Source organism: Pseudomonas sp. B21-010, assembly GCF_024749325.1.
Taxonomy (GTDB): Bacteria; Pseudomonadota; Gammaproteobacteria; order Pseudomonadales; family Pseudomonadaceae; genus Aquipseudomonas; species Aquipseudomonas kilonensis.
Genome location: NZ_CP087198.1, coordinates 3,878,800 through 3,896,954 on the forward strand (window position 1 = coordinate 3,878,800; position 18,155 = coordinate 3,896,954).

Consider the following 18,155-nt stretch of genomic DNA (forward strand, 5'->3'; position numbering starts at 1 on the left):
AGCCATCAATCGTCCCGCGTCAGGACTTCCAGCAACTCGATTTCAAAGATCAGGTTGGCGTTGGGCTTGATGTGGGCGCCCATGGACCGCTCACCGTAGGCCAGGTGGGCCGGCACCCACAACTTGCGCTTGCCACCGACTTGCATGCCCATCAGGCCCAGATCCCAGCCCTTGATGACGCGACCTGTGCCGATCACGCATTGGAAGGGTTTGCCGCGACTGTAGGACGAATCGAATTCGGTGCCGTCTTCGAGGGTGCCGCGGTATTGGGTGGTGATCAGCGCACCTTTGACTACGCTTTTGCCGTCGCCCTGTTCCAGGTCGATGATTTGCAGCTCTTCATTCATGGCGGTATCCCTCGTGTGATCCAGGCGCGGGGTTTTCGCAGAAATCCGGGCGCATGGCAAACGTTGTATGCCATGCGGCAGGGAACCGCGACGGCCTCTTCGGTTCACATGGGTATCGTCCCTGCATTTCAGATAAGGATTTTCTGATGTTCGACTCTCGTCCGCTCTACAGTTTCATTCCGCCATACATCCTCAATCGCATCATCGCCCACGGCTCCGAACAGCAACGCTCCAGCGCCCTCGGCACCTTGACCCACGTGCGCAGCCTGCGGCACAACCCCGGCCCGCCCGGCAACCTTCCCGCCGCCGCGAACCGGCCCAATCCCGGCACGGCCGGACAGCCGCAACGCAGCGTGCATGACGCCCAGAACAGCATGGAACTGCCCGGCCAGCCGGTTCGCCTGGAAGGCCAGCGGGCCAGTGGTGACCCAGCCGTGGACGAAGCCTACGACGCCCTCGGCGCCACCTATGATTTTTTCTGGAAGGTCCTGGGGCGCGACTCCATCGACAACAAAGGCTTCGCCCTGGTGGGCAGCGTGCATTATGGCCAGGGCTATGAAAACGCCTTCTGGAACGGCGCGCAAATGGTGTTCGGCGACGGCGATGGCGAAATCTTCCAGCGCTTCACCCGCTCCCTGGACGTGGTGGCCCACGAGCTGGCCCATGGCGTCACCGAAAGCGAGGCCGGCTTGATCTACGCCAACCAATCCGGTGCGCTGAACGAGTCCATCTCCGATGTGTTCGGTGTGCTGGTCAAGCAGTTCGTACTTGAACAGACCGCCGACCAGGCCGACTGGCTGATCGGCGCCGACCTGCTCACCGACAAGATCAACGGCGACGGCCTGCGCAGCATGTCCAACCCCGGCACCGCCTACGATGACCCGTTGCTGGGCAAGGACCCGCAACCTTCGCACATGCGCGAATTCGTCATTACCCGTGAAGACAACGGCGGCGTGCACATCAACTCCGGCATTCCCAACCGGGCCTTTTATCTGGTGGCGACCACGCTGGGCGGATTTGCCTGGGAAAAGGCCGGCCGGATCTGGTATGAAACCTTGTGCGACCGAAGATTGGCCAATGACGCGTCCTTCAGCGCCTTCGCCCGCCTGACCGTCGAGCATGCCCGCCAGCGCTTTGGCACGCGGGAAGTGCAAGCGGTGCAGAACGGCTGGGCCCAGGTCGGCGTCGACCTGACACAGGAGAGCTGATGAAAACCCTTCCAGACCTCGACGACAAGGCGGTGATACGGCTGTCGCGCCAGGGTGGCGTGGCCGCCATCCATGCGCTGACCCGACCACGGGAAATCGAATTCGCCCAGTGCGACCTCGACCAGCGCACGCGCATCTGTTCGGTCCTGGAGGGTTGCCTGCCACTGACGTCCTCCACGCCCGGGCGCGGCGACCAGCGATTTTTCCAGATCGAGGTGCGCTACCGCACCGACGACCAGGACGATGAGATGGTGCTACAGGTGCCCGAGGACCGGGCACCCGGCGAGCTGGTTCACCTGTGGGACAAAGGCGAAGTGCTCTAACGTGTGGCCGGCACGATCTTGACGATGGCGCCGGACACGGTTTCGACCAGCAGGTACTTGTCGTCGATCTGCACCCATTGCTGCTCGTTTGTCGGTTGCTCGAGTTTCTTCTGTTTCCAGTCTTTCATGGCCCGGTCCGCGCGCTGGTAGTCCGCCGGTACCCGGTCGTTCGCCACCAGCCTGCGGCCATTGCTTGGCGAATGCTCCAGGGCCTCCCCGGTTTTCTCGACCGCTTGCGCAACAGGCCCAAGGGCTCCAAGGCCGGCGATCAGGAACAGGCTGGCGATCAGGGATGGTTTGCGCATAGAAAAAACTCCAGTTATTCGAGGGACTGAATCTGGGACTTCGCGGGCGGCGAATCATTCCTTAATTTCTGGAAACTGTACCCCCTGCTTGCTCCCGCTGAACCCTGTAGGAGCTGGCGAAGCCTGCGATCTTTTGATCTTTTGATCTTTTGATCTTTCGCTTGAGACTCAAGTGCCTGGGGAAAGATCGCAGCCTCGTTGCACTCGACAGCTCCTACAGAGCCGAGCGGGAGCAAGCTCCCTCGCCACAGGTTGTGCATGGCATAGTGACAACCTCTGGACCACGGATCTCGCCATGACCACCTCTACCCCGTCATCCCCTGCCCTCAAGGAAATCTTCAACAGCGCCCGCCTGGAGCACATCGCCAGTGAAGTGCGCGCGGTGTACCCGGCATTCGACGCCAAGGCCTTCTTGCACATGGCCAACGACGGGCTGGCCGAGTTGTCGGTGATGCAGCGCATGGCCCGGGTCAGTGAGTGCCTGCATGCGGTGCTGCCCCTCGGTTATGAAGCTTCACTGGAGGTGCTGCGCGCCCTGGCCCCGCGCCTGAACAGCATGTTCGTCAGCATGTTCCTGCCACACTACGTGGCGTCCTATGGCCGGCATCGCTTCGACGTGTCGTTGGACGCGCTCAAGTATTTCACCCGGTTCGGCTCGTCGGAGTTCGCCGTGCGGCACTTCCTGCGCGATGACCTGGAACGCACCCTCAAGGTCATGCACGACTGGGCGCTGGACGCCAACGAGCACGTACGCCGCCTGGCCAGCGAAGGCAGCCGGCCACGCTTGCCGTGGTCGTTTCACCTGGAGCCGATCCAGGCCAATCCTGACCTCGCCGCCGCGATCCTCGACACGCTCAAGGCCGACGACAGCCTTTATGTGCGCAAATCGGTGGCCAACCACCTCAACGACGTCACCAAGCAGCATCCCGACTGGGTGCTGGACCAGATCGAAGGCTGGCCGCTGCAAGACCGCCACACGGCGTGGATCGCCCGGCATGCGCTGCGCAGCCTGATCAAACAAGGCAACCCCAGGGCGCTGGGCGTCATCGGGGTCGGCGGCAAGGCACAGGTCCAGGTACTGGATTTGCAGGTGACGCCGGCGGTGATTCGCCTGGGGGAACAGGTCACGCTGTCCTTCACGGTGCAATCAACCCTGGAACAGAGCCAACGCCTGGTGATCGACTATGCCATCGACTACGTGAAAGCCTCGGGCGGCACCTCGGCCAAAGTCTTCAAGCTCAAGACCTTCGACCTGCCTGCCCAGGGTTGCGTCAACCTCAGCCGCTCCCAGCACATTCGCGAGTTGACCACCCGCAAACATTACGCGGGCCGGCATGCCGTGCACCTGCTGGTCAACGGCGAGCGGCTGGGCAGCACGGCGTTCGATATCGTGCCTTGAAGTGGCTCAGCCCGCCGCTATCCGTTGCGCCTGGCGAATGTCGTGGATGAACCGCTCAGCCGGCAATGGATGCCCCAGCAGATAGCCCTGCAGCGAATCGCAGCCCAACTGGGTCAGGAAGTCTTGTTGCATATCAGTCTCCACGCCTTCGGCGACGATCCGCAGGCCCAGGGCCTGGCCGAGGGCGACGATGGCAGAGACGATCGCCGCGTCATCGCTGTCGTGCTCCAGGTCACGCACGAAGCCGCGATCGATCTTCAACTCATTGGCCGGCAGCCGCTTGAGGTACATCAGGCTCGAATAGCCGGTGCCAAAGTCGTCGATGGACAGGTCCACGCCCATGTCCGAGAGCTGTTGCAGCACCGTCATGCTCGCGTCCGCATCGCTCATGGCGGTGGTCTCGGTGATTTCCAGGGTCAGGCTGTTGGCCGGCAGCTGATGCGTTTCCAAGGCCTTGGCCACGCTCTGCACCAAACCGGTATGGCAGAACTGCAACGCCGACAGGTTCACCGCAATGCGCCAATCGGTATAACCGAGCACGTACCATTCGCGCATCTGCCGACAGGCTTCGTTCAACACCCATTCGCCGATGGGGATGATCAACCCGGTCTTTTCCGCCAGGTCGATGAAGGTGTCGGGCATCAACAGGCCCAGGGTCGGATGGTTCCAGCGCAACAAGGCCTCGGCGCCGACCGGCCGGCCGTTGGCGGCATCGAACTTGGGCTGGTAGTACAGGCTGAATTGCCGCTGTTCGACGGCGATGCGCAAGTCTTGCAGCAACTGCAATTGCTTGCGGGCGTTGCTGTTCATCGACACGTCGAAAAAGCTGTAGCCGTTCTTGCCGGCGCCCTTGGCGTGGTACATCGCCGCATCGGCGTTCATCAACAGTTCGTCGGCGCTCTGGCCGTTGCCAGGGTAAACCGCGATGCCGACGCTGGCAGAGATCTGCAAGTCATGCTCAGCCACCCGGAACGTACGTGCGATCAAGCCGACCTGACGTGCCGCCAGTTGCAAGGCATCGTCCGGTTCAGTCAGTTGCACCAACAGCACGAACTCATCACCGCCGATCCGCGCCAGGGTGTCCTGGCTGCGCAGGTCTTCACGCAGGCGCAGGGCCACGTCCCGCAGCAACAAATCGCCCATGTGGTGACCAAAGGCGTCGTTGACCGGCTTGAAACCATCCAGGTCGATGAACATCAGGGCGAAGCAGCCGCCCTGCCCTTGCACCCGGTGAATGGCCTGGTCGATACGATCAGCCAGCAATACGCGGTTGGGCAGTCCGGTGAGGGGGTCGTGCAGGGCCAACTGGGTCAGTTCCCGGTTGGCCAGGGTCAGCGATTGGGCCAACTCCGCAGTACGGGCTTCCAGGCGCGCATCGAGAATCGACGTCAGCAAGGCGATGGCCAGCACCGCCAGGGTGGTGATCAACACCAGATTGTCCAGGCCCTTGCCGCTCAAGCCGTCCAGGGAGCCACAAAAGCTGCCGTCGCTGAACCGCGCCCCGGCCATGCCGGTGTAGTGCATGCCGACGATGGCGATACCCATGATCACCGCAGCGCCTGCACGAGCCAGACGCACGTGGGGAGTGTTCTGGCGCAGGCGAAAGGCAATCCACAACGCCGCCGCTGAAGCGCCGACCGCAATCACCAACGAAGCCCCGAACAGTGTCGGCTCATAGTCGATGCCTGGCTGCATTCGCAGTGCGGCCATGCCCGTGTAATGCATGGTGCTGATCCCGGCGCCCATGATCAGCGCGCCGAACGCCAGTTGCCACGCTGGCAATCGTGGCTGGCTGACCAGCCACAGGGCAAAACCGCTGGAAAGAATCGCGACCAGCAGCGACAGCGCGGTGATGGATACGTCGTAGCCAAGCTCCACCGGCAAGCTGAACGCGAGCATGCCGATGAAGTGCATGGACCAGATGCCCACCCCCATCGCCAGCGCCCCCCCGGTCATCCACAAATGCGCGGCGCGCCCCTGGGCGGTCGCGATCCGCCCGGCCAGGTCCAGGGCGGTATAGGAAGCCAGCACAGCAACAAACAAGGAAATCGAAACAAGGGCGGGGGAATAACTGCCGATGAGCATGGTTTTTTCTCGTAACTGGAGACCGGACTGCTTCCATGCCCGGTTGAAGGCCGGCGATTGTACTTAATCGTGACAGGGACGCACGAAGCAAATGTCAAAAAGCCATCAAAGCTGGAATGTTTTCGACGAAAGACATTATCCCCAGCAGGGAGAATATTTTTTGTAAACCATCAATCCTGTGTTCACTGTAGTTCCATTGTGGGAGCGAGCTTGCTCGCGATAGCGGTGTGTCAGCTTGCATCAATGTTGAATGTGCCGCAGCCATCGCGAGCTGGCTCGCTCCCACAATGGACTTGCGGTGAATGCAAAACCCATGACCCCTGAGCCCCCTGTGGGAGCGAGCTTGCTCGCGATGGCGGTGCGTCAGTCTACGCACCTGGCCCAAGCGGTTCAGCTACTATCGAAGAATCACTTCAAGGAGGATTCATTCATGGGCGTTCCCGCCAACCGGGCTTTGACCACCGCGCTGGTAGTAATCGATGTACAGAACGACTTCATCCCCGGCGGCCAACTGGCCGTGCCAGGCGGCGATGAGATCGTGCCGCTGATCAACCAACTCGGCCATTCATTCAGGCACGTCGTCCTTGCCCAGGACTGGCACCCGGCCGGGCACGCCTCGTTTGCGTCCAGCCATCCGGGCAAGCAACCGTTCGACATCGTCCAATTGCCCTACGGCGAGCAGAAACTCTGGCCCGACCACTGCATACAGGGCAGCAACGGCGCCGCGCTGCACCCGGCACTCGACCTCGCCCATGCCAAGCTGATCATCCGCAAGGGCTGCAACCCGGACATCGACAGCTATTCAGCCTTCATGGAAGCGGATCACCTGACCCCTACCGGCTTGACCGGCTATCTCAAGGAACGCGGCATCGACACCGTGTACCTGGTGGGGCTGGCCCTGGATTTCTGCGTGATGTTCTCGGCGCTGGATGCCCGGTTGGCGGGGTTCAATGCGGTGGTGATACTGGATGCCTGCCGGGGCATCGATATCGATGGCTCGATGGAGGCGGCAATCCGATGGATGCAGGAAGCGGGCGTGCAATTGATCGAGTCCAGCGCGATAGATGGTCGCCCCTTCGCTTGATCGCTCATACTAGCCGCCTCCCCTCTGGACAGTGAGTCTCCATGCCCTTCCTCGCCCGCACCCACCCGCGTCTGTCCAGCGCCACGGTCCTTGGCCTGGCGGTGGGTATCCTGGCTCCCGTGGACTCGATCATCAGCAAGATCCTGATCGGCTGGAATGTCGGCGTCTGGACCTACCTGGTGCTGATGTCCTGGCTGACCGTGCGGGCCAAGGCGCCCGACGTCCGGCGCATCGCCGAAATCGAAGATGAAAATGCCGGGCTGGTCCTGCTGGTGGTCTGCATCGCGGCATTGGCCAGCCTGGCAACCATCACCTTCGAACTGGCCGGCAGCCGCGACCTGGACGCCGCCGGCAAGCTGCTGCATTACGGTTTCACGGCAATGACCGTGATCGGTTCCTGGTTGCTGATCGGGGTGATCTTCAGCGTGCACTACGCGCGGTTGTATTACACCTGGGAAGGCAAGGAGCCGGCGTTGCGGTTTGCCGAAGGGCTGACCACACCCAACTATTGGGACTTCCTGTATTTCTCCTTCACCATCGGCGTGGCGGTGCAAACCGCGGACGTGGGCGTCGCCACGCGGCAATTGCGCAAGATCGTCCTGGCGCAATCGTTGATCGGGTTTGTGTTCAACACGGCGATCCTGGGGTTTTCGATCAATATTGCGGCGGGGTTGTTTGGGTGAAAAGCATTGGGGCCGCTTCGCGGCCCAGCGGGAGCAAGCTCCCTCGCCACAGGGTCAGCGTCAAGCAATAGAGAGTGACAACCTCAGGATGGTGTTGGCAGCCACAGCCTGAAGCGCGCCCCACCCAGTGGCGAGGCCTCGACGGTCAGTGTGCCGCCCTGGGCTTCCAGGGCCCGGCGGCTGATGGCCAGGCCGAGGCCGAACCCGCCGGTGGCGCGGTCGCGGCTGCGATCCAAACGGTAGAACGGCTCGAACACGCGCTCGCGCTCGCTGTCGGGAATGCCGATGCCATCGTCGTCGACCCAGATCTCACAGCCTTGATCACTGACCAGCACGCCCACCTGGATGCGTTTTTCGCAATAACGCATGGCATTGCGCAGCAGGTTCTGCAAGGCCCGTGCGGTCAGGCGTGGGTCCAGTACGAAACGCTCCAGCGCCCCATGCAGCAGCACGTCGATCACCACGTCCGGCGCCGCCAGGTCCTCGTCGACGCTACCCAGGATGCTGTCGATGAACTCGTCCAATGCCACTTCGACCCGTTCGGGCAGGCGTTGCGGGTTCTGCAAACGGCTATAGGACAGCAGTTCCAGCACCAACTCATCCAGCTCACGAATGTGCGCCACCAACCCTTGCAAGCGCTCGCGACTGGCCGCCGGCAGCTCATCGGAAAGCGCCAGGGCCAAGCCGAAGTCGAGCCGCGTCAGGGGCGTGCGCAGTTCGTGGGACACGGCGTTGAGCAGGTCGCGCTGTTGGTTGAGCAAGTTCTCGATGTCCCCCGCCATCGTGTCGAACACGTGGGCCAGGCTGCCGATGTTCGAACTGGAGGCAATGTGCGTACGCTCACCCAGATGACCTTTGCCGAAACGTTCGGCGGTACGCCTGAGGCGTTCCAGGTCGCGCCAGTGCGGCCGCAACCAGAGCAACAGGCAGGCCAGCATCGTCGCGCCGATCAACACGTTGATGCTCCAGTACAACCAACTGACGTCGGCCGGGTCCGGCGGCACGACCATCTTCACCGCTGTGCGCCCGTCCAGCGGCGCCGCCGCCAAGGTGCGCCAGGCCCAGTCACCGATACGCACCACGTTCTCGCCGCGTTTGAGACGCGCCTGCTCATCGGCGCTGAAGCCGCCGTCATCGACCGCCGCCAGCTCGATGCGCAGCGGCTCGAACTCCCTGTCCATCTGCGCCGCCAGCGCCGGCCACTGCTCGCTGGGCACGGCGCGGAACTGCTTGACCATCAAGGTTTGCAAGCCACGGGAATAATCGAGGTTGTAGGTCATGAAACGGTCTTGGAACAGGCGGATAACCAGTTCCGGCATCAGGTAGATCGCCGCGCTGTAGGAAACGATGGTGACCAGGTAAAGGCGAATCAGCAGCTTCCACATCGGCTCAGCATTCCCACTCGGAACGACTGAACAGATAACCCTTGCCCCACACGGTCTTGATCTTGCGGGCTTCGTCGGCGTTGTCGTCGAACTTGCGTCGCAACTTGGAAATAGCCACGTCCACCGAACGGTCGGTGCCGTTGAATTCGATGCCGCGCAGGCGCTGCAGGATCTGGTCGCGGCTCAGCACTTCACCGGAATGCCGGGCCAGCACCACCAGCAGGTTGTATTCGCCGCTGGACAGCTCCACCGCTTGTCCGCGCCAGGTTACGGTGCGCTCGGACAGGTCGATGCAGAGGTTGCCCATGACAATACGGTCGTTGACCGTCTGCGGCTCGGTAAGGCTGCTGCGGCGCAACAAGGTACGCACCCGCGCCAGCAACACCCGGGGCTCGCAAGGCTTGGTGACGTAGTCATCGGCGCCCATCTCCAGGCCCAGGACCTGGTCGTGGCTGTCGTCCCGGGCAGTGAGCATCAGGATCGGCAAGGTCGCCGAGTCGGCCCGCAGCAAGCGGCAGACCTGCAAGCCGTCCAGCCCCGGCAGCATCAGGTCGAGGATCACCAGGTCCGGCGGATCGACCCGCGCACGCTCACGCACATGATCGCCACGGCTGAGCACGCTGACCTGATAGCCGTTGCGTTCCAGGTAACTGGCGATCAGTTCGGAGAGTGCGCAGTCGTCTTCGACCAGGAGGATGTTGGGCATGGGTGTTTCCAGAAAGTGCTGTGGCGCCTGGCAGGGCCTTATCGCGAGCAAGCTCGCTCCCACAGAGGTCTTTGGTACTACACAAAACCACTGTGGGAGCGAGCTTGCTCGCGATGGCGATACCACGGGCGCAGAAAATCTCAAGCTGCCAAGGATATACGCCCTCGCTCATCCACGAGCAAAACCCTTACACAATTTCACACAGCCACTACAAAACGTTACCGCTGGGCCCGCAGCAAATCCGCCGCACACGAGGCGATCCGCTGGCACGCATCCGTCAGCTTCACCTGATCGACCACCAGCCCGAGGCGGATATGCCCTGCCGCACTGGGCCCGAACGCCTCGCCGGCCAGCACCGAGACGCCGTAGTCGTCCAGCAGCCGCTCGGCAAATGCCTGGGCGTCGAGGCCGGTCCGGCGCACGTCGACCATCACGAACATGCCGCCATCGGGCCGCACCGACTTGAGGCCCGGGCTGTCGTCGAGCATGGCGCACACCAGGTCCCGGCGCTGGCGGTACTCCTCGTGCATCTGCGCCACTTCCGGCAACGCCCGCGTCAGGGCAACCTGGGCTGCGCGTTGCACGAAGTCCGGCAGGCCGAACACCATACACAGCGACAGGTTCGCCAAGTGTTCGGCCAGGGGTTCAGGGCCGATGGCCCAGCCGACGCGCCAACCGGTCATGGCGTGGGATTTGGACAAACTGTTGATAGTGACGGTGCGCTCGGCCATGCCCGGCAGCCCGGCCGGGCTGATGTGTTCGCCGTCGTAGAGCAAGTCGCTGTAGACCTCGTCACTGATCAGCCACAGGTCATGTTCGATGCACAACCGGGCCAATGCCTGCCAGGTGGACATTGGCAGGCTGGCGCCGGACGGGTTGTTCGGGCTGTTGATCAGCATCGCCCGGGTACGTGGGGTCACAAGACGGGCAACGTCCGCCGGTTCGACCCGAAAACCGTTCTCCGGGCGGACCGCCACCGGCACCACTTTCGCTCCGCAGGCGCCGAACACCGCTTCATAGGTGACATACATCGGCTCGGCGACGATGACTTCGTCGCCAGGGTTGAGCAGGCATTGCGCGACCGCGTAGAGGGCACTTTGCGCGCCGGGCAGCACCGTGACGTGCCCGGCGCCCACCGGTTGGCCGCTACGTTGTTGGTGTCGGCGAGCAATGCTGGCCCGCAGGGAGTGCAGGCCTCGGCTGTCCGAATAATGGGTCTCACCGGCCCGCAGGCTGGCGACGGCGGCCTCGACAATGGCGCACGGGGTGTCGAAGTCCGGATCACCTACTGACAGCAACAACACATCCATGCCCTGTTCGCGCATGGCCAGCGCCCGGTCATGAATCTGCCAGGCGGCGGCACCATCGCCGGTGATGCGTTGGGTCAAAGCTGAGAAGCGCATGTATCTCTCCTGATTGCGCGATATCCAGCCTCAACCCTATCTCAAATCACAAACCGCGCCACCATCGCATTCAACCCCACCGCCAGGCGCGACAGTTCGTGGGTCGCGTCGCTGGTCTGTTTGGCGCCGCTGGCCGACTGGGTGGCCAGGTCGCGAATGTTCACCAGGTTGCGGTCCACCTCACGGGAAACCTGGGCCTGCTCTTCCGAGGCGCTGGCGATGACCAGGTTGCGTTCGTTGATCTGGTGGATCGAATGAGTGATCTGCTCCAGGGCCACGCCGGCGGCGCGGGCCATTTCCAGCGTGCTTTGGGTACGCTGGTTGCTTTGCTGCATCGACTGCACGGCCTGGCCGGTGCCGTTCTGGATGCCGGCGACCATTTTTTCGATTTCCTGGGTCGATTGCGCAGTGCGATGGGCCAGGGCCCGGACTTCGTCGGCCACCACCGCGAAACCGCGTCCGGCCTCCCCGGCGCGAGCGGCTTCGATGGCGGCGTTGAGGGCCAGCAGGTTGGTCTGTTCGGCGATGGCGCGGATCACGTCCAACACCTTGCCGATGTCGCGGCCCTGGACCGCCAGGCCTTCGACCATCGAAGCGGTGGCCTGCACATCGTGGGTCATGGTCTGGATCGCATCGACAGTTTCCACCACACGTGTGCGGCCTTCCTGGGCGGCCTGGGTCGACTGGTTCGACGCCTCGGAGGTGGACACCGCGTTACGGGCCACCTCTTCGACCGCGGCGGTCATTTCGTTGACGGCCGTGGCCGCCTGTTCGATTTCGTTGTGCTGCTGTTGCAGGCCGCGGGAGGATTCCTGGGTCACGGCGCTCAGCTCTTCCGCCGCAGCGCCCAGTTGAGTGGCCGAACCGGCAATCTGCTCGATGGTCTGGCGCAGGCTGCCTTGCATGGCGGCCAAGGCCTGGAGCAAGCGCCCAGGCTCATCCTTGCCATCGTCCTCGATGACCTGGACCAGATTGCCACTGGCAATGGTCCGCGCAGCCTCCAGTGCCCGGTTGAGCGGCGCGACGATGCTGCGGGTCAGCAGCAAGGCCAGCACCACGGTGGCCAGGGCGGCGGCGATCGAGACAATAATGATGCCGGTGATGGCGCTGCTGTAGTTTTCACCTGCCTTGGCCGACGCTTCGCTGGCACCGGCCACGTTGATCGCGATGAGCTTGTTGAGTTGCTCGCCCATCAGGTCGGTGCCTTCCTTGATCCGCGTATTGATGTGGGTGCGCAGTTCATCGGCCTTGTTCTGTCGCGACAGGTCGAGCATCTGCTTCTGGTCTTGCAGGTATTTCTCGAGGGTCGCGGAGAAGGTTTTGTACAACTCAACTTCTTCGGGGGTGGCCGGCAGCGCGGCGTAGCCGCTGTTGGCCTTGTTCAGTTTCTCCGTCAGTACGCCGATGCGGCTCTCCGCCTCGGTCAAGCTGGCAGGGTCCCGGTTGACCAGGATGCGGAACGAGAGAATGCGCATGCGCAGCACGTTTTCCAGCACATTGGCCAGATAGCCGACGCTGGGCACCTGGTTCTGCTCCATGCTCAGCGAGGCCTGGCGAATGACGGACATGCGGTTGGCGGCGAAAACACCGAGGATAACGACGAGCAACGCGATGACGGCGAAGCCGAGAAAGGCTCGTGGCGCGATATTCAGGCTGCGTAGGGACATGGAAAGACCTCGAAATGTTGGGTCGAGCGTCCATGCTGGCAAGCGCACCGATTGGAGTTATGGGTGGTATACGCTTAACCCGTTATCGGCTGGGCTTTAGGGTTTGCGCAGGGCGAGTGTAAAAAAATATTTCTAAACGCTTTTTTGTGGCGAGGGAGCTTGCTCCCTCGCCACAGGTTCACCATGCTCCTGGTCCAATGTCCAAGCATGCTTGTGTCCGTTGGGTTTACCGCGCCGCCACCCGCCAAAGCCGTGCAATGTCCCGGGCGCGCTCGCTCAGCAGGCGCGGGGCGTCGGTGCAGGCTTGCTGCAAGGTCATCGGCCCGCTGGCCAGGGCGAAGGCAGCGTCGATGCCGTGTTCATACAGCGCCGGGTAACCCTCCCCTAGCGTGCCGGCAATGACCACCACCGGTACACCGTGCTGGCGGGCAATGCGGGCCACGCCGAAGGGGGTCTTGCCGCGCAGGGTCTGGGCGTCGAAACGGCCTTCGCCGGTAATCACCAGGTCGGCGCCGTTGACCGCCTCGGCCAGCCCGGTCAACTGGGCGACGACGTCCACGCCGGTACGAAACTGCGCGCCCAGGAACGCCTTGGCCGCAAACCCCAGGCCACCGGCGGCGCCGCTGCCCGGCTCGTCGCGCACATCCTTGTTCAACGCCCGTGCGCAGTGTTCGGCGAAATGCCCCAGGGCCCGGTCCAGCGCCTGCACTTGAGACGCCGAAGCGCCCTTCTGCGGACCGAAGATCACGGAAGCGCCATGGGGCCCGCACAGCGGGTTATCGACATCGGCGGCGATCTCGAAGCTGACCCGGGCCAGGCGTGGGTCGAGGTCGCTCAGGTCGATGTGCGACAAGTTCGCCAAGGCCAGGCCACCGGGAGGAAGGGGTTGGCCCTGGACATCCAGCAACACCACGCCCAGGGCCTGCATCGCACCGGCCCCGGCGTCGTTGGTGGCACTGCCGCCGATCGCCAGGATCACCCGGCCGGCGCCCTCATCGAGGGCAGCGCGAATCAGCTCGCCAGTGCCGTAGGTGCTGCTGGAACAGGCGTCGCGTTGCTCCGGCGGCACCAGTTGCAAGCCACTGGCCTCGGCCATTTCGATGATCGCGGTGCGGCTCTCGGCCAACCAGCCCCAGCGCGCCTCGACAGCGACACCCAACGGACCGCGGACCCGGGTGTGGCGCCACTCACCGTGACAGGCCGCCAACACCGACTCCACCGTCCCCTCCCCGCCGTCCGCCATCGGGCATTTGATCAACTGCGCATCCGGCCAGACCTCGGCCAGCCCCAGGGCGATGGCATCGGCGACGCCCTGGGCGCTGAGGCTGTCCTTGAACGAGTCGGGGGCGATGACTATTTTCATATTATTCTCCGGTTCCGATGCACAGCATGCTGCCAGTTGACCGCAGCCGTGACGCCGGTCCGCTGCACAAAAGGCACCGGGCATTATTGTTCAAATTCACAAATATTGGTTTGGCCGAGAGATTCGGGTTGAGGCTGCCGGCCTCATCGCGAGCAAGCTCGCTCCCACACTGGGTCTCCAGTGAATATAAAACCTGTGCCCGGACAAAATCCCCTGTGGGAGCGAGCTTGCTCGCGATGACAGTGGCACATCCAATACATATGCAAGCTGACACACCGCTATCGCGAGCAAGCTCGCTCCCACAGGGGTAGTTGTGAACCCAAAGGGGGTTATGTGGGTGTATCTGCGGTCTGCGGTAGCAGCTGCACCCCCAGGTACAACGCCAGCATCCCATCCAGGCGCAACGGGTCCACGCCGCTGAGTTCGGCGATGCGTTCCATGCGGTAGCGCAGGCTGTTGCGGTGGATACCCAGGGCGTCGGCGCAGGCCTGGCTCTGGCCGTCGTGTTCGCACCAACTGCGCAAGGTGGCGAGCAACTGGCCGTTGCTGTCCTTGGCGATGACCTTGCGCAACGGGGTCAGCAATTCGTCCAAGGCATCGTCGCTGCGATGGCGCCAGAGCAGCACCGGCAGGCGATAACGGCTGAGGGCCAGCAGGCGCGATTGTGGCAACACATCACGCCCATAGGCCAGCAGATCAGCCACCCGCCGATAGCAACGCCGCAAGCCCGCCAACCCTTCAGCCTGCCCACCCACCGCGATCCGCAGGATGTTCCAGCCCAGCCCATCGAGCTTGCCCAGCAGCCGCTCGTTCTCCACCGAGGCGGTGACCGGCCGGCACCAGAGCAAGGATGATTTGGACGAGGTCAGGCACCAACTGTCCGGGTAGCGCGACATCAACCACGCGCTCAACGTCTCGACGGTCTGCCCGGGCCCATGTTCCAGGCCCAGTTCGAACAGATACGGCACCCGCGACAATTGCGGTTTGAGGCCCATCTGCCGGGCTTCGTCCAACAGCCGTGGCGAATCCCCGGCATCGCCCAGCAGCAACGCCAGCAAGTCATCACAGCGCTGGCGACGCCATTGCTGCTCGGCCTGCTGGTTACGCTGGCCCACCAGCATCTCGGCGGTCATGCGCACCAGCTCGGCGTAGGTGCGCAGTTGCGCAGGCTCACCCGTGATGCCCAGGACGCCGATCAGCCGTTGATCGAGCATCAGCGGCAGGTTGATCCCCGGCTGCACGCCCTTGAGGTGCATCGCGGTGTGCTCGTCGATTTCCACCACCCGACCGTTCGCCAAAACCAGTTGCGCGCCCTCGTGACGGGTGTTGACCCGCTCGCGCTCACCGCTGCCGAGGATCAAGCCCTGGTTGTCCATGACATTGACGTTGTACGGCAGGATCGCCATCGCCCGGTCGACGATGTCCTGCGCCAGGTCGTGATCGAGTTCGAACATGGGCGGTGTTCCTTGCAAGCGGCGTGAATTGTTGTTTCAGGCATGGGTTTGGTCAGGCGCACAGGGTCTGCATTCAAACCCTGTGCTCTGGCACAAAGACACGGGCCCCTGGGCTGGCCGAGACTCAAGGGGCGGTCAACGTTACCCCTTGGCTCGCAAAAATCATAATAATGAGAGACCCGCCATGTCCCAGAGCGCAATAGCCCTCCTGGCTACCCCCGACGAAAAAAATACCGTCTACAAGCGCATCACCCTGCGCTTGATCCCGTTCATTTTCATCTGCTACCTGTTCAACTACCTCGACCGGGTCAACGTTGGCTTTGCCAAGTTGCAGATGCTCGACGCCCTGAAATTCAGCGAAACCGTGTACGGCCTCGGTGCCGGGATCTTCTTCATCGGCTACGTGCTGTGCGGCGTGCCGAGCAACCTGGCCCTGACCAAATTCGGCCCACGGCGCTGGATCGCGCTGATGATGATCACCTGGGGCACCCTTTCGACGTGCCTGCTGTTCGTCACCACCCCCACCGAGTTCTATACCTTGCGGCTGTTCACTGGCGCCGCCGAGGCCGGGTTCTTCCCTGGCGTAGTGCTGTATCTCTCGCAATGGTTTCCGACGTTCCGACGTGGCCGAATCATGGCGTTGTTCATGTCGGCCATCCCGGTGTCCGGCCTGCTGGGTAGTCCGTTTTCCGGGTGGATCCTCAACCACTTCGCGGCCGGCCAGGGCAGCCTGGCGGGTTGGCAGTGGATGTTCCTGCTGCAAGGCATTCCGACGGTGATCCTCGGGGCGCTGGCGTTCTTCCTGCTCAGCGACACGTTCGCCAATGCCAAATGGTTGACCGACCAGGAGCGCGCCGTGCTCACCGCCGACCACGCCGAAGACCTGGCCAACAAGCCAAAGACCGCCACCGACTCGCTGTTGGCAGTGTTCAAGAACCCGGCGATCTGGGCCTTCGGCCTGGTGTACTTCTGCATCCAGAGCGGCGTGTACGCGATCAACTTCTGGCTGCCGTCGATCATCAAGAGCCTGGGTTTTGGCGATAACCTGGTGATCGGTTGGCTGAGTGCAATCCCTTACCTGCTGGCGGCGGTGTTCATGTTGCTGGTGGGCCGCTCGGCGGACCTGCACAAGGAGCGCCGCTGGCATCTCGTGGTGCCGATGCTGATGGGCGCCGTCGGGCTGCTGATCGCCGTCAACTTCGCCACCACCCCGGCCATCGCCATCATCGGCCTGTCCATCGCCACCATGGGCGCCCTCACCGGCCTGCCGATGTTCTGGCCGGTGCCCACGGCAATGCTCAGCGCTGGCGCGGCGGCCGGTGGATTGGCGTTGATCAACTCCATGGGGCAGATGGCTGGGTTCCTGAGCCCGTACCTGGTGGGTTGGGTCAAGGACGCCACCGGCTCGACCGACGCGGCGCTGTACCTGCTGGCGGGCGTGATTGTCTGCGGCAGCCTGCTGGCGTTGCGCATGACCCGCACCCTACGGGCCTGACATCCTTTTTTCCCTGTGGGAGCGAGCTTGCTCGCGATAGCGTCAAATCAGCCAACATTGATATTGACTGACCCACCGCTATCGCGAGCAAGCTCGCTCCCACAGTGGATTTTGGTGGGGTTGAGAAAACGGTTGGATCCACGCGACTGTTCTGGTATTTGATTGAGCCTTTCCCCATGGATAAAAGGATCTTGTCATGAGCTACCGCACGCTAGGCCATTCCGGGTTGCAAGTCTCGACGCTGACCCTGGGCACGATGATGTTCGGCGAACAGACCAGCACCGAGGATTCGCTGCGGATCATCGACAAGGCCTGGGACCAGGGCATTAATTTCATCGACACCGCGGACGTCTACACCAACGGCCGTTCCGAAGAGATCGTCGGCGAGGCGATCGCCCGTCACCGCCAGGAATGGGTGCTGGCCACCAAGGTCGGCTTCGGCCCGCCGGACGGCATGCCCAACCGCAGCGGCCTGAGCCGCAAGCACATCTTCAATGGCATCGAGGCGAGCCTGACGCGCCTGGGCACCGATTACCTGGACATCTATTACCTGCACCGCGAAGACCACAACACGCCGCTGCACGTTACTGTGTCGGCCATCGGCGACTTGATTCGCCAAGGCAAGATCCGCTACTGGGGCCTGTCGAACTACCGCGGCTGGCGCATCGCCGAAGTGATCCGGATCGCCGACAGCCTGGGCATCGACCGACCGGTGATCAGCCAACCGCTGTACAACATCGTCAACCGCCAGGCGGAAACCGAGCAGATCACCGCGGCGCAGAACTACGGCCTCGGCGTGGTGCCGTTCAGCCCCCTGGCCCGAGGCGTGCTCAGCGGCAAGTACGCGCCAGACGTGGCGCCGGACGCCAACAGCCGTGCCGGCCGCCAGGACAAACGCATCCTGGAAACCGAGTGGCGGGTCGAGTCCCTGCGCATTGCCCAACAGATCCTGCAATACACCCAGGGCCGCGGCGTGGGCATCGTCGAGTTCGCCATCGCCTGGGTGCTGAACAACAGCGCCGTGACCTCGGCCATCGTCGGGCCGCGCACCGAGGAGCAGTGGGATTCGTACACCAAGGCGCAATCGGTGAAGATCAGCGCGGAAGATGAAGCCTTCATCGATTCGCTGGTGACGCCGGGGCATGCTTCGACACCGGGGTTCAACGATGTCAGCCATTTCGTGCCGGGGCGGGTACCTGTGGGAGCAAGGCTTGCCCGCGATGAACGATAACGCGGTTCACTGTTAAA

General features: G+C 63.0%; 16 protein-coding genes and 1 pseudogene. 7 read left to right on the forward strand and 10 right to left on the reverse strand.

Annotated features, from left to right (window positions below):
- Positions 1-5 precede the first annotated feature (5 nt).
- Complete coding sequence (locus LOY50_RS16890; RefSeq protein ID WP_003202944.1) at positions 6-347, reverse strand: FKBP-type peptidyl-prolyl cis-trans isomerase; 342 nt, start codon at positions 345-347, stop codon at positions 6-8.
- Positions 348-493: 146 nt separating this feature from the next.
- Between LOY50_RS16890 and LOY50_RS16895 the strand changes: the two genes are divergently transcribed.
- Together LOY50_RS16895 and LOY50_RS16900 are read left to right on the forward strand one after the other, a co-directional pair.
- Positions 494-1,555 carry a M4 family metallopeptidase gene (locus tag LOY50_RS16895; RefSeq protein ID WP_258688556.1) on the forward strand — a complete coding sequence of 354 codons (1,062 nt, stop codon included), beginning with the start codon at positions 494-496 and terminating at the stop codon, positions 1,553-1,555.
- Positions 1,555-1,878: a protealysin inhibitor emfourin gene (locus LOY50_RS16900; RefSeq protein ID WP_258688557.1), complete on the forward strand. Its 324-nt coding sequence runs from the start codon at positions 1,555-1,557 to the stop codon at positions 1,876-1,878. The genes LOY50_RS16895 and LOY50_RS16900 overlap by 1 nt, the downstream gene beginning before the upstream one ends.
- On the opposite strand, the gene LOY50_RS16905 is transcribed toward LOY50_RS16900, so the two are convergent.
- Positions 1,875-2,183: an RcnB family protein gene (locus tag LOY50_RS16905; RefSeq protein WP_258688558.1), complete on the reverse strand. Its 309-nt coding sequence runs from the start codon at positions 2,181-2,183 to the stop codon at positions 1,875-1,877. The genes LOY50_RS16900 and LOY50_RS16905 overlap by 4 nt on opposite strands.
- A gap of 295 nt (positions 2,184-2,478) precedes the next feature.
- Here LOY50_RS16905 and LOY50_RS16910 point away from each other — a divergent pair, with 295 nt between their 5' ends.
- Entirely contained in the window at positions 2,479-3,582 is a 1,104-nt protein-coding gene (locus tag LOY50_RS16910) for a DNA alkylation repair protein (RefSeq protein WP_258688559.1), read from the forward strand.
- A gap of 6 nt (positions 3,583-3,588) precedes the next feature.
- On the opposite strand, the gene LOY50_RS16915 is transcribed toward LOY50_RS16910, so the two are convergent.
- Positions 3,589-5,667, reverse strand: a complete 2,079-nt coding sequence (locus LOY50_RS16915; RefSeq protein ID WP_258688561.1) for a bifunctional diguanylate cyclase/phosphodiesterase — start codon at positions 5,665-5,667, stop codon at positions 3,589-3,591.
- 430 nt (positions 5,668-6,097) lie between these two features.
- Between LOY50_RS16915 and pncA the strand changes: the two genes are divergently transcribed.
- Positions 6,098-6,751, forward strand: coding sequence for a bifunctional nicotinamidase/pyrazinamidase (gene pncA / locus LOY50_RS16920; protein ID WP_258688565.1), 654 nt, complete (start codon positions 6,098-6,100; stop codon positions 6,749-6,751).
- A gap of 41 nt (positions 6,752-6,792) precedes the next feature.
- A complete protein-coding gene (locus LOY50_RS16925) occupies positions 6,793-7,434 on the forward strand; it encodes a DUF1345 domain-containing protein (protein ID WP_253475868.1) in 642 nt (213 codons plus the stop codon).
- Positions 7,435-7,517: 83 nt separating this feature from the next.
- Here LOY50_RS16925 and LOY50_RS16930 read toward each other — a convergent pair whose 3' ends face one another.
- The 7 genes and pseudogenes from LOY50_RS16930 to LOY50_RS16955 form a co-directional block, all read right to left on the reverse strand.
- Positions 7,518-8,819: an ATP-binding protein gene (locus tag LOY50_RS16930; protein WP_258688567.1), complete on the reverse strand. Its 1,302-nt coding sequence runs from the start codon at positions 8,817-8,819 to the stop codon at positions 7,518-7,520.
- A 4-nt stretch (positions 8,820-8,823) separates the two neighbouring features.
- The gene (locus tag LOY50_RS16935; protein ID WP_253475874.1) at positions 8,824-9,525 is read right to left on the reverse strand and encodes a response regulator transcription factor; all 702 of its coding nucleotides are present in this window, start codon (positions 9,523-9,525) and stop codon (positions 8,824-8,826) included.
- 218 nt (positions 9,526-9,743) lie between these two features.
- Positions 9,744-10,928: a pyridoxal phosphate-dependent aminotransferase gene (locus tag LOY50_RS16940; protein WP_258688568.1), complete on the reverse strand. Its 1,185-nt coding sequence runs from the start codon at positions 10,926-10,928 to the stop codon at positions 9,744-9,746.
- A 41-nt stretch (positions 10,929-10,969) separates the two neighbouring features.
- Complete coding sequence (locus LOY50_RS29155; RefSeq protein ID WP_408980869.1) at positions 10,970-11,833, reverse strand: methyl-accepting chemotaxis protein; 864 nt, start codon at positions 11,831-11,833, stop codon at positions 10,970-10,972.
- Positions 11,825-12,595: pseudogene (locus LOY50_RS29160) on the reverse strand (MCP four helix bundle domain-containing protein); the annotation flags it as partial. The pseudogene LOY50_RS29160 and the gene LOY50_RS29155, both read right to left, overlap by 9 nt.
- A gap of 226 nt (positions 12,596-12,821) precedes the next feature.
- Positions 12,822-13,958 (reverse strand): glycerate kinase, encoded by a 1,137-nt coding sequence (locus LOY50_RS16950; RefSeq protein WP_258688570.1) that lies wholly within the window; start codon positions 13,956-13,958, stop codon positions 12,822-12,824.
- Positions 13,959-14,287: 329 nt separating this feature from the next.
- The gene (locus tag LOY50_RS16955; protein ID WP_214511986.1) at positions 14,288-15,412 is read right to left on the reverse strand and encodes a sugar diacid recognition domain-containing protein; all 1,125 of its coding nucleotides are present in this window, start codon (positions 15,410-15,412) and stop codon (positions 14,288-14,290) included.
- A 184-nt stretch (positions 15,413-15,596) separates the two neighbouring features.
- Between LOY50_RS16955 and LOY50_RS16960 the strand changes: the two genes are divergently transcribed.
- Entirely contained in the window at positions 15,597-16,907 is a 1,311-nt protein-coding gene (locus LOY50_RS16960) for an MFS transporter (RefSeq protein ID WP_258688572.1), read from the forward strand.
- Positions 16,908-17,103: 196 nt separating this feature from the next.
- A complete protein-coding gene (locus tag LOY50_RS16965) occupies positions 17,104-18,138 on the forward strand; it encodes an aldo/keto reductase (RefSeq protein ID WP_003202978.1) in 1,035 nt (344 codons plus the stop codon).
- Positions 18,139-18,155: the final 17 nt, after the last annotated feature.

Bases quoted from the DNA above. Each gene is read 5' to 3' on its own strand.
- LOY50_RS16935 (WP_253475874.1), bottom strand. From the start codon at position 9,525: ATGCCCAACATCCTCCTGGTCGAAGACGACTGCGCACTCTCCGAACTG.
- LOY50_RS16910 (WP_258688559.1), top strand. From the start codon at position 2,479: ATGACCACCTCTACCCCGTCATCCCCTGCCCTCAAGGAAATCTTCAAC.
- LOY50_RS16940 (WP_258688568.1), bottom strand. From the start codon at position 10,928: ATGCGCTTCTCAGCTTTGACCCAACGCATCACCGGCGATGGTGCCGCC.
- LOY50_RS16960 (WP_258688572.1), top strand. From the start codon at position 15,597: ATGTCCCAGAGCGCAATAGCCCTCCTGGCTACCCCCGACGAAAAAAAT.
- LOY50_RS16890 (WP_003202944.1), bottom strand. From the start codon at position 347: ATGAATGAAGAGCTGCAAATCATCGACCTGGAACAGGGCGACGGCAAA.
- LOY50_RS16925 (WP_253475868.1), top strand. From the start codon at position 6,793: ATGCCCTTCCTCGCCCGCACCCACCCGCGTCTGTCCAGCGCCACGGTC.
- LOY50_RS16965 (WP_003202978.1), top strand. From the start codon at position 17,104: ATGAGCTACCGCACGCTAGGCCATTCCGGGTTGCAAGTCTCGACGCTG.
- pncA (WP_258688565.1), top strand. From the start codon at position 6,098: ATGGGCGTTCCCGCCAACCGGGCTTTGACCACCGCGCTGGTAGTAATC.
- LOY50_RS29155 (WP_408980869.1), bottom strand. From the start codon at position 11,833: ATGCAAGGCAGCCTGCGCCAGACCATCGAGCAGATTGCCGGTTCGGCC.
- LOY50_RS16950 (WP_258688570.1), bottom strand. From the start codon at position 13,958: ATGAAAATAGTCATCGCCCCCGACTCGTTCAAGGACAGCCTCAGCGCC.
- LOY50_RS16930 (WP_258688567.1), bottom strand. From the start codon at position 8,819: ATGTGGAAGCTGCTGATTCGCCTTTACCTGGTCACCATCGTTTCCTAC.
- LOY50_RS16905 (WP_258688558.1), bottom strand. From the start codon at position 2,183: ATGCGCAAACCATCCCTGATCGCCAGCCTGTTCCTGATCGCCGGCCTT.
- LOY50_RS16900 (WP_258688557.1), top strand. From the start codon at position 1,555: ATGAAAACCCTTCCAGACCTCGACGACAAGGCGGTGATACGGCTGTCG.
- LOY50_RS16955 (WP_214511986.1), bottom strand. From the start codon at position 15,412: ATGTTCGAACTCGATCACGACCTGGCGCAGGACATCGTCGACCGGGCG.
- LOY50_RS16915 (WP_258688561.1), bottom strand. From the start codon at position 5,667: ATGCTCATCGGCAGTTATTCCCCCGCCCTTGTTTCGATTTCCTTGTTT.
- LOY50_RS16895 (WP_258688556.1), top strand. From the start codon at position 494: ATGTTCGACTCTCGTCCGCTCTACAGTTTCATTCCGCCATACATCCTC.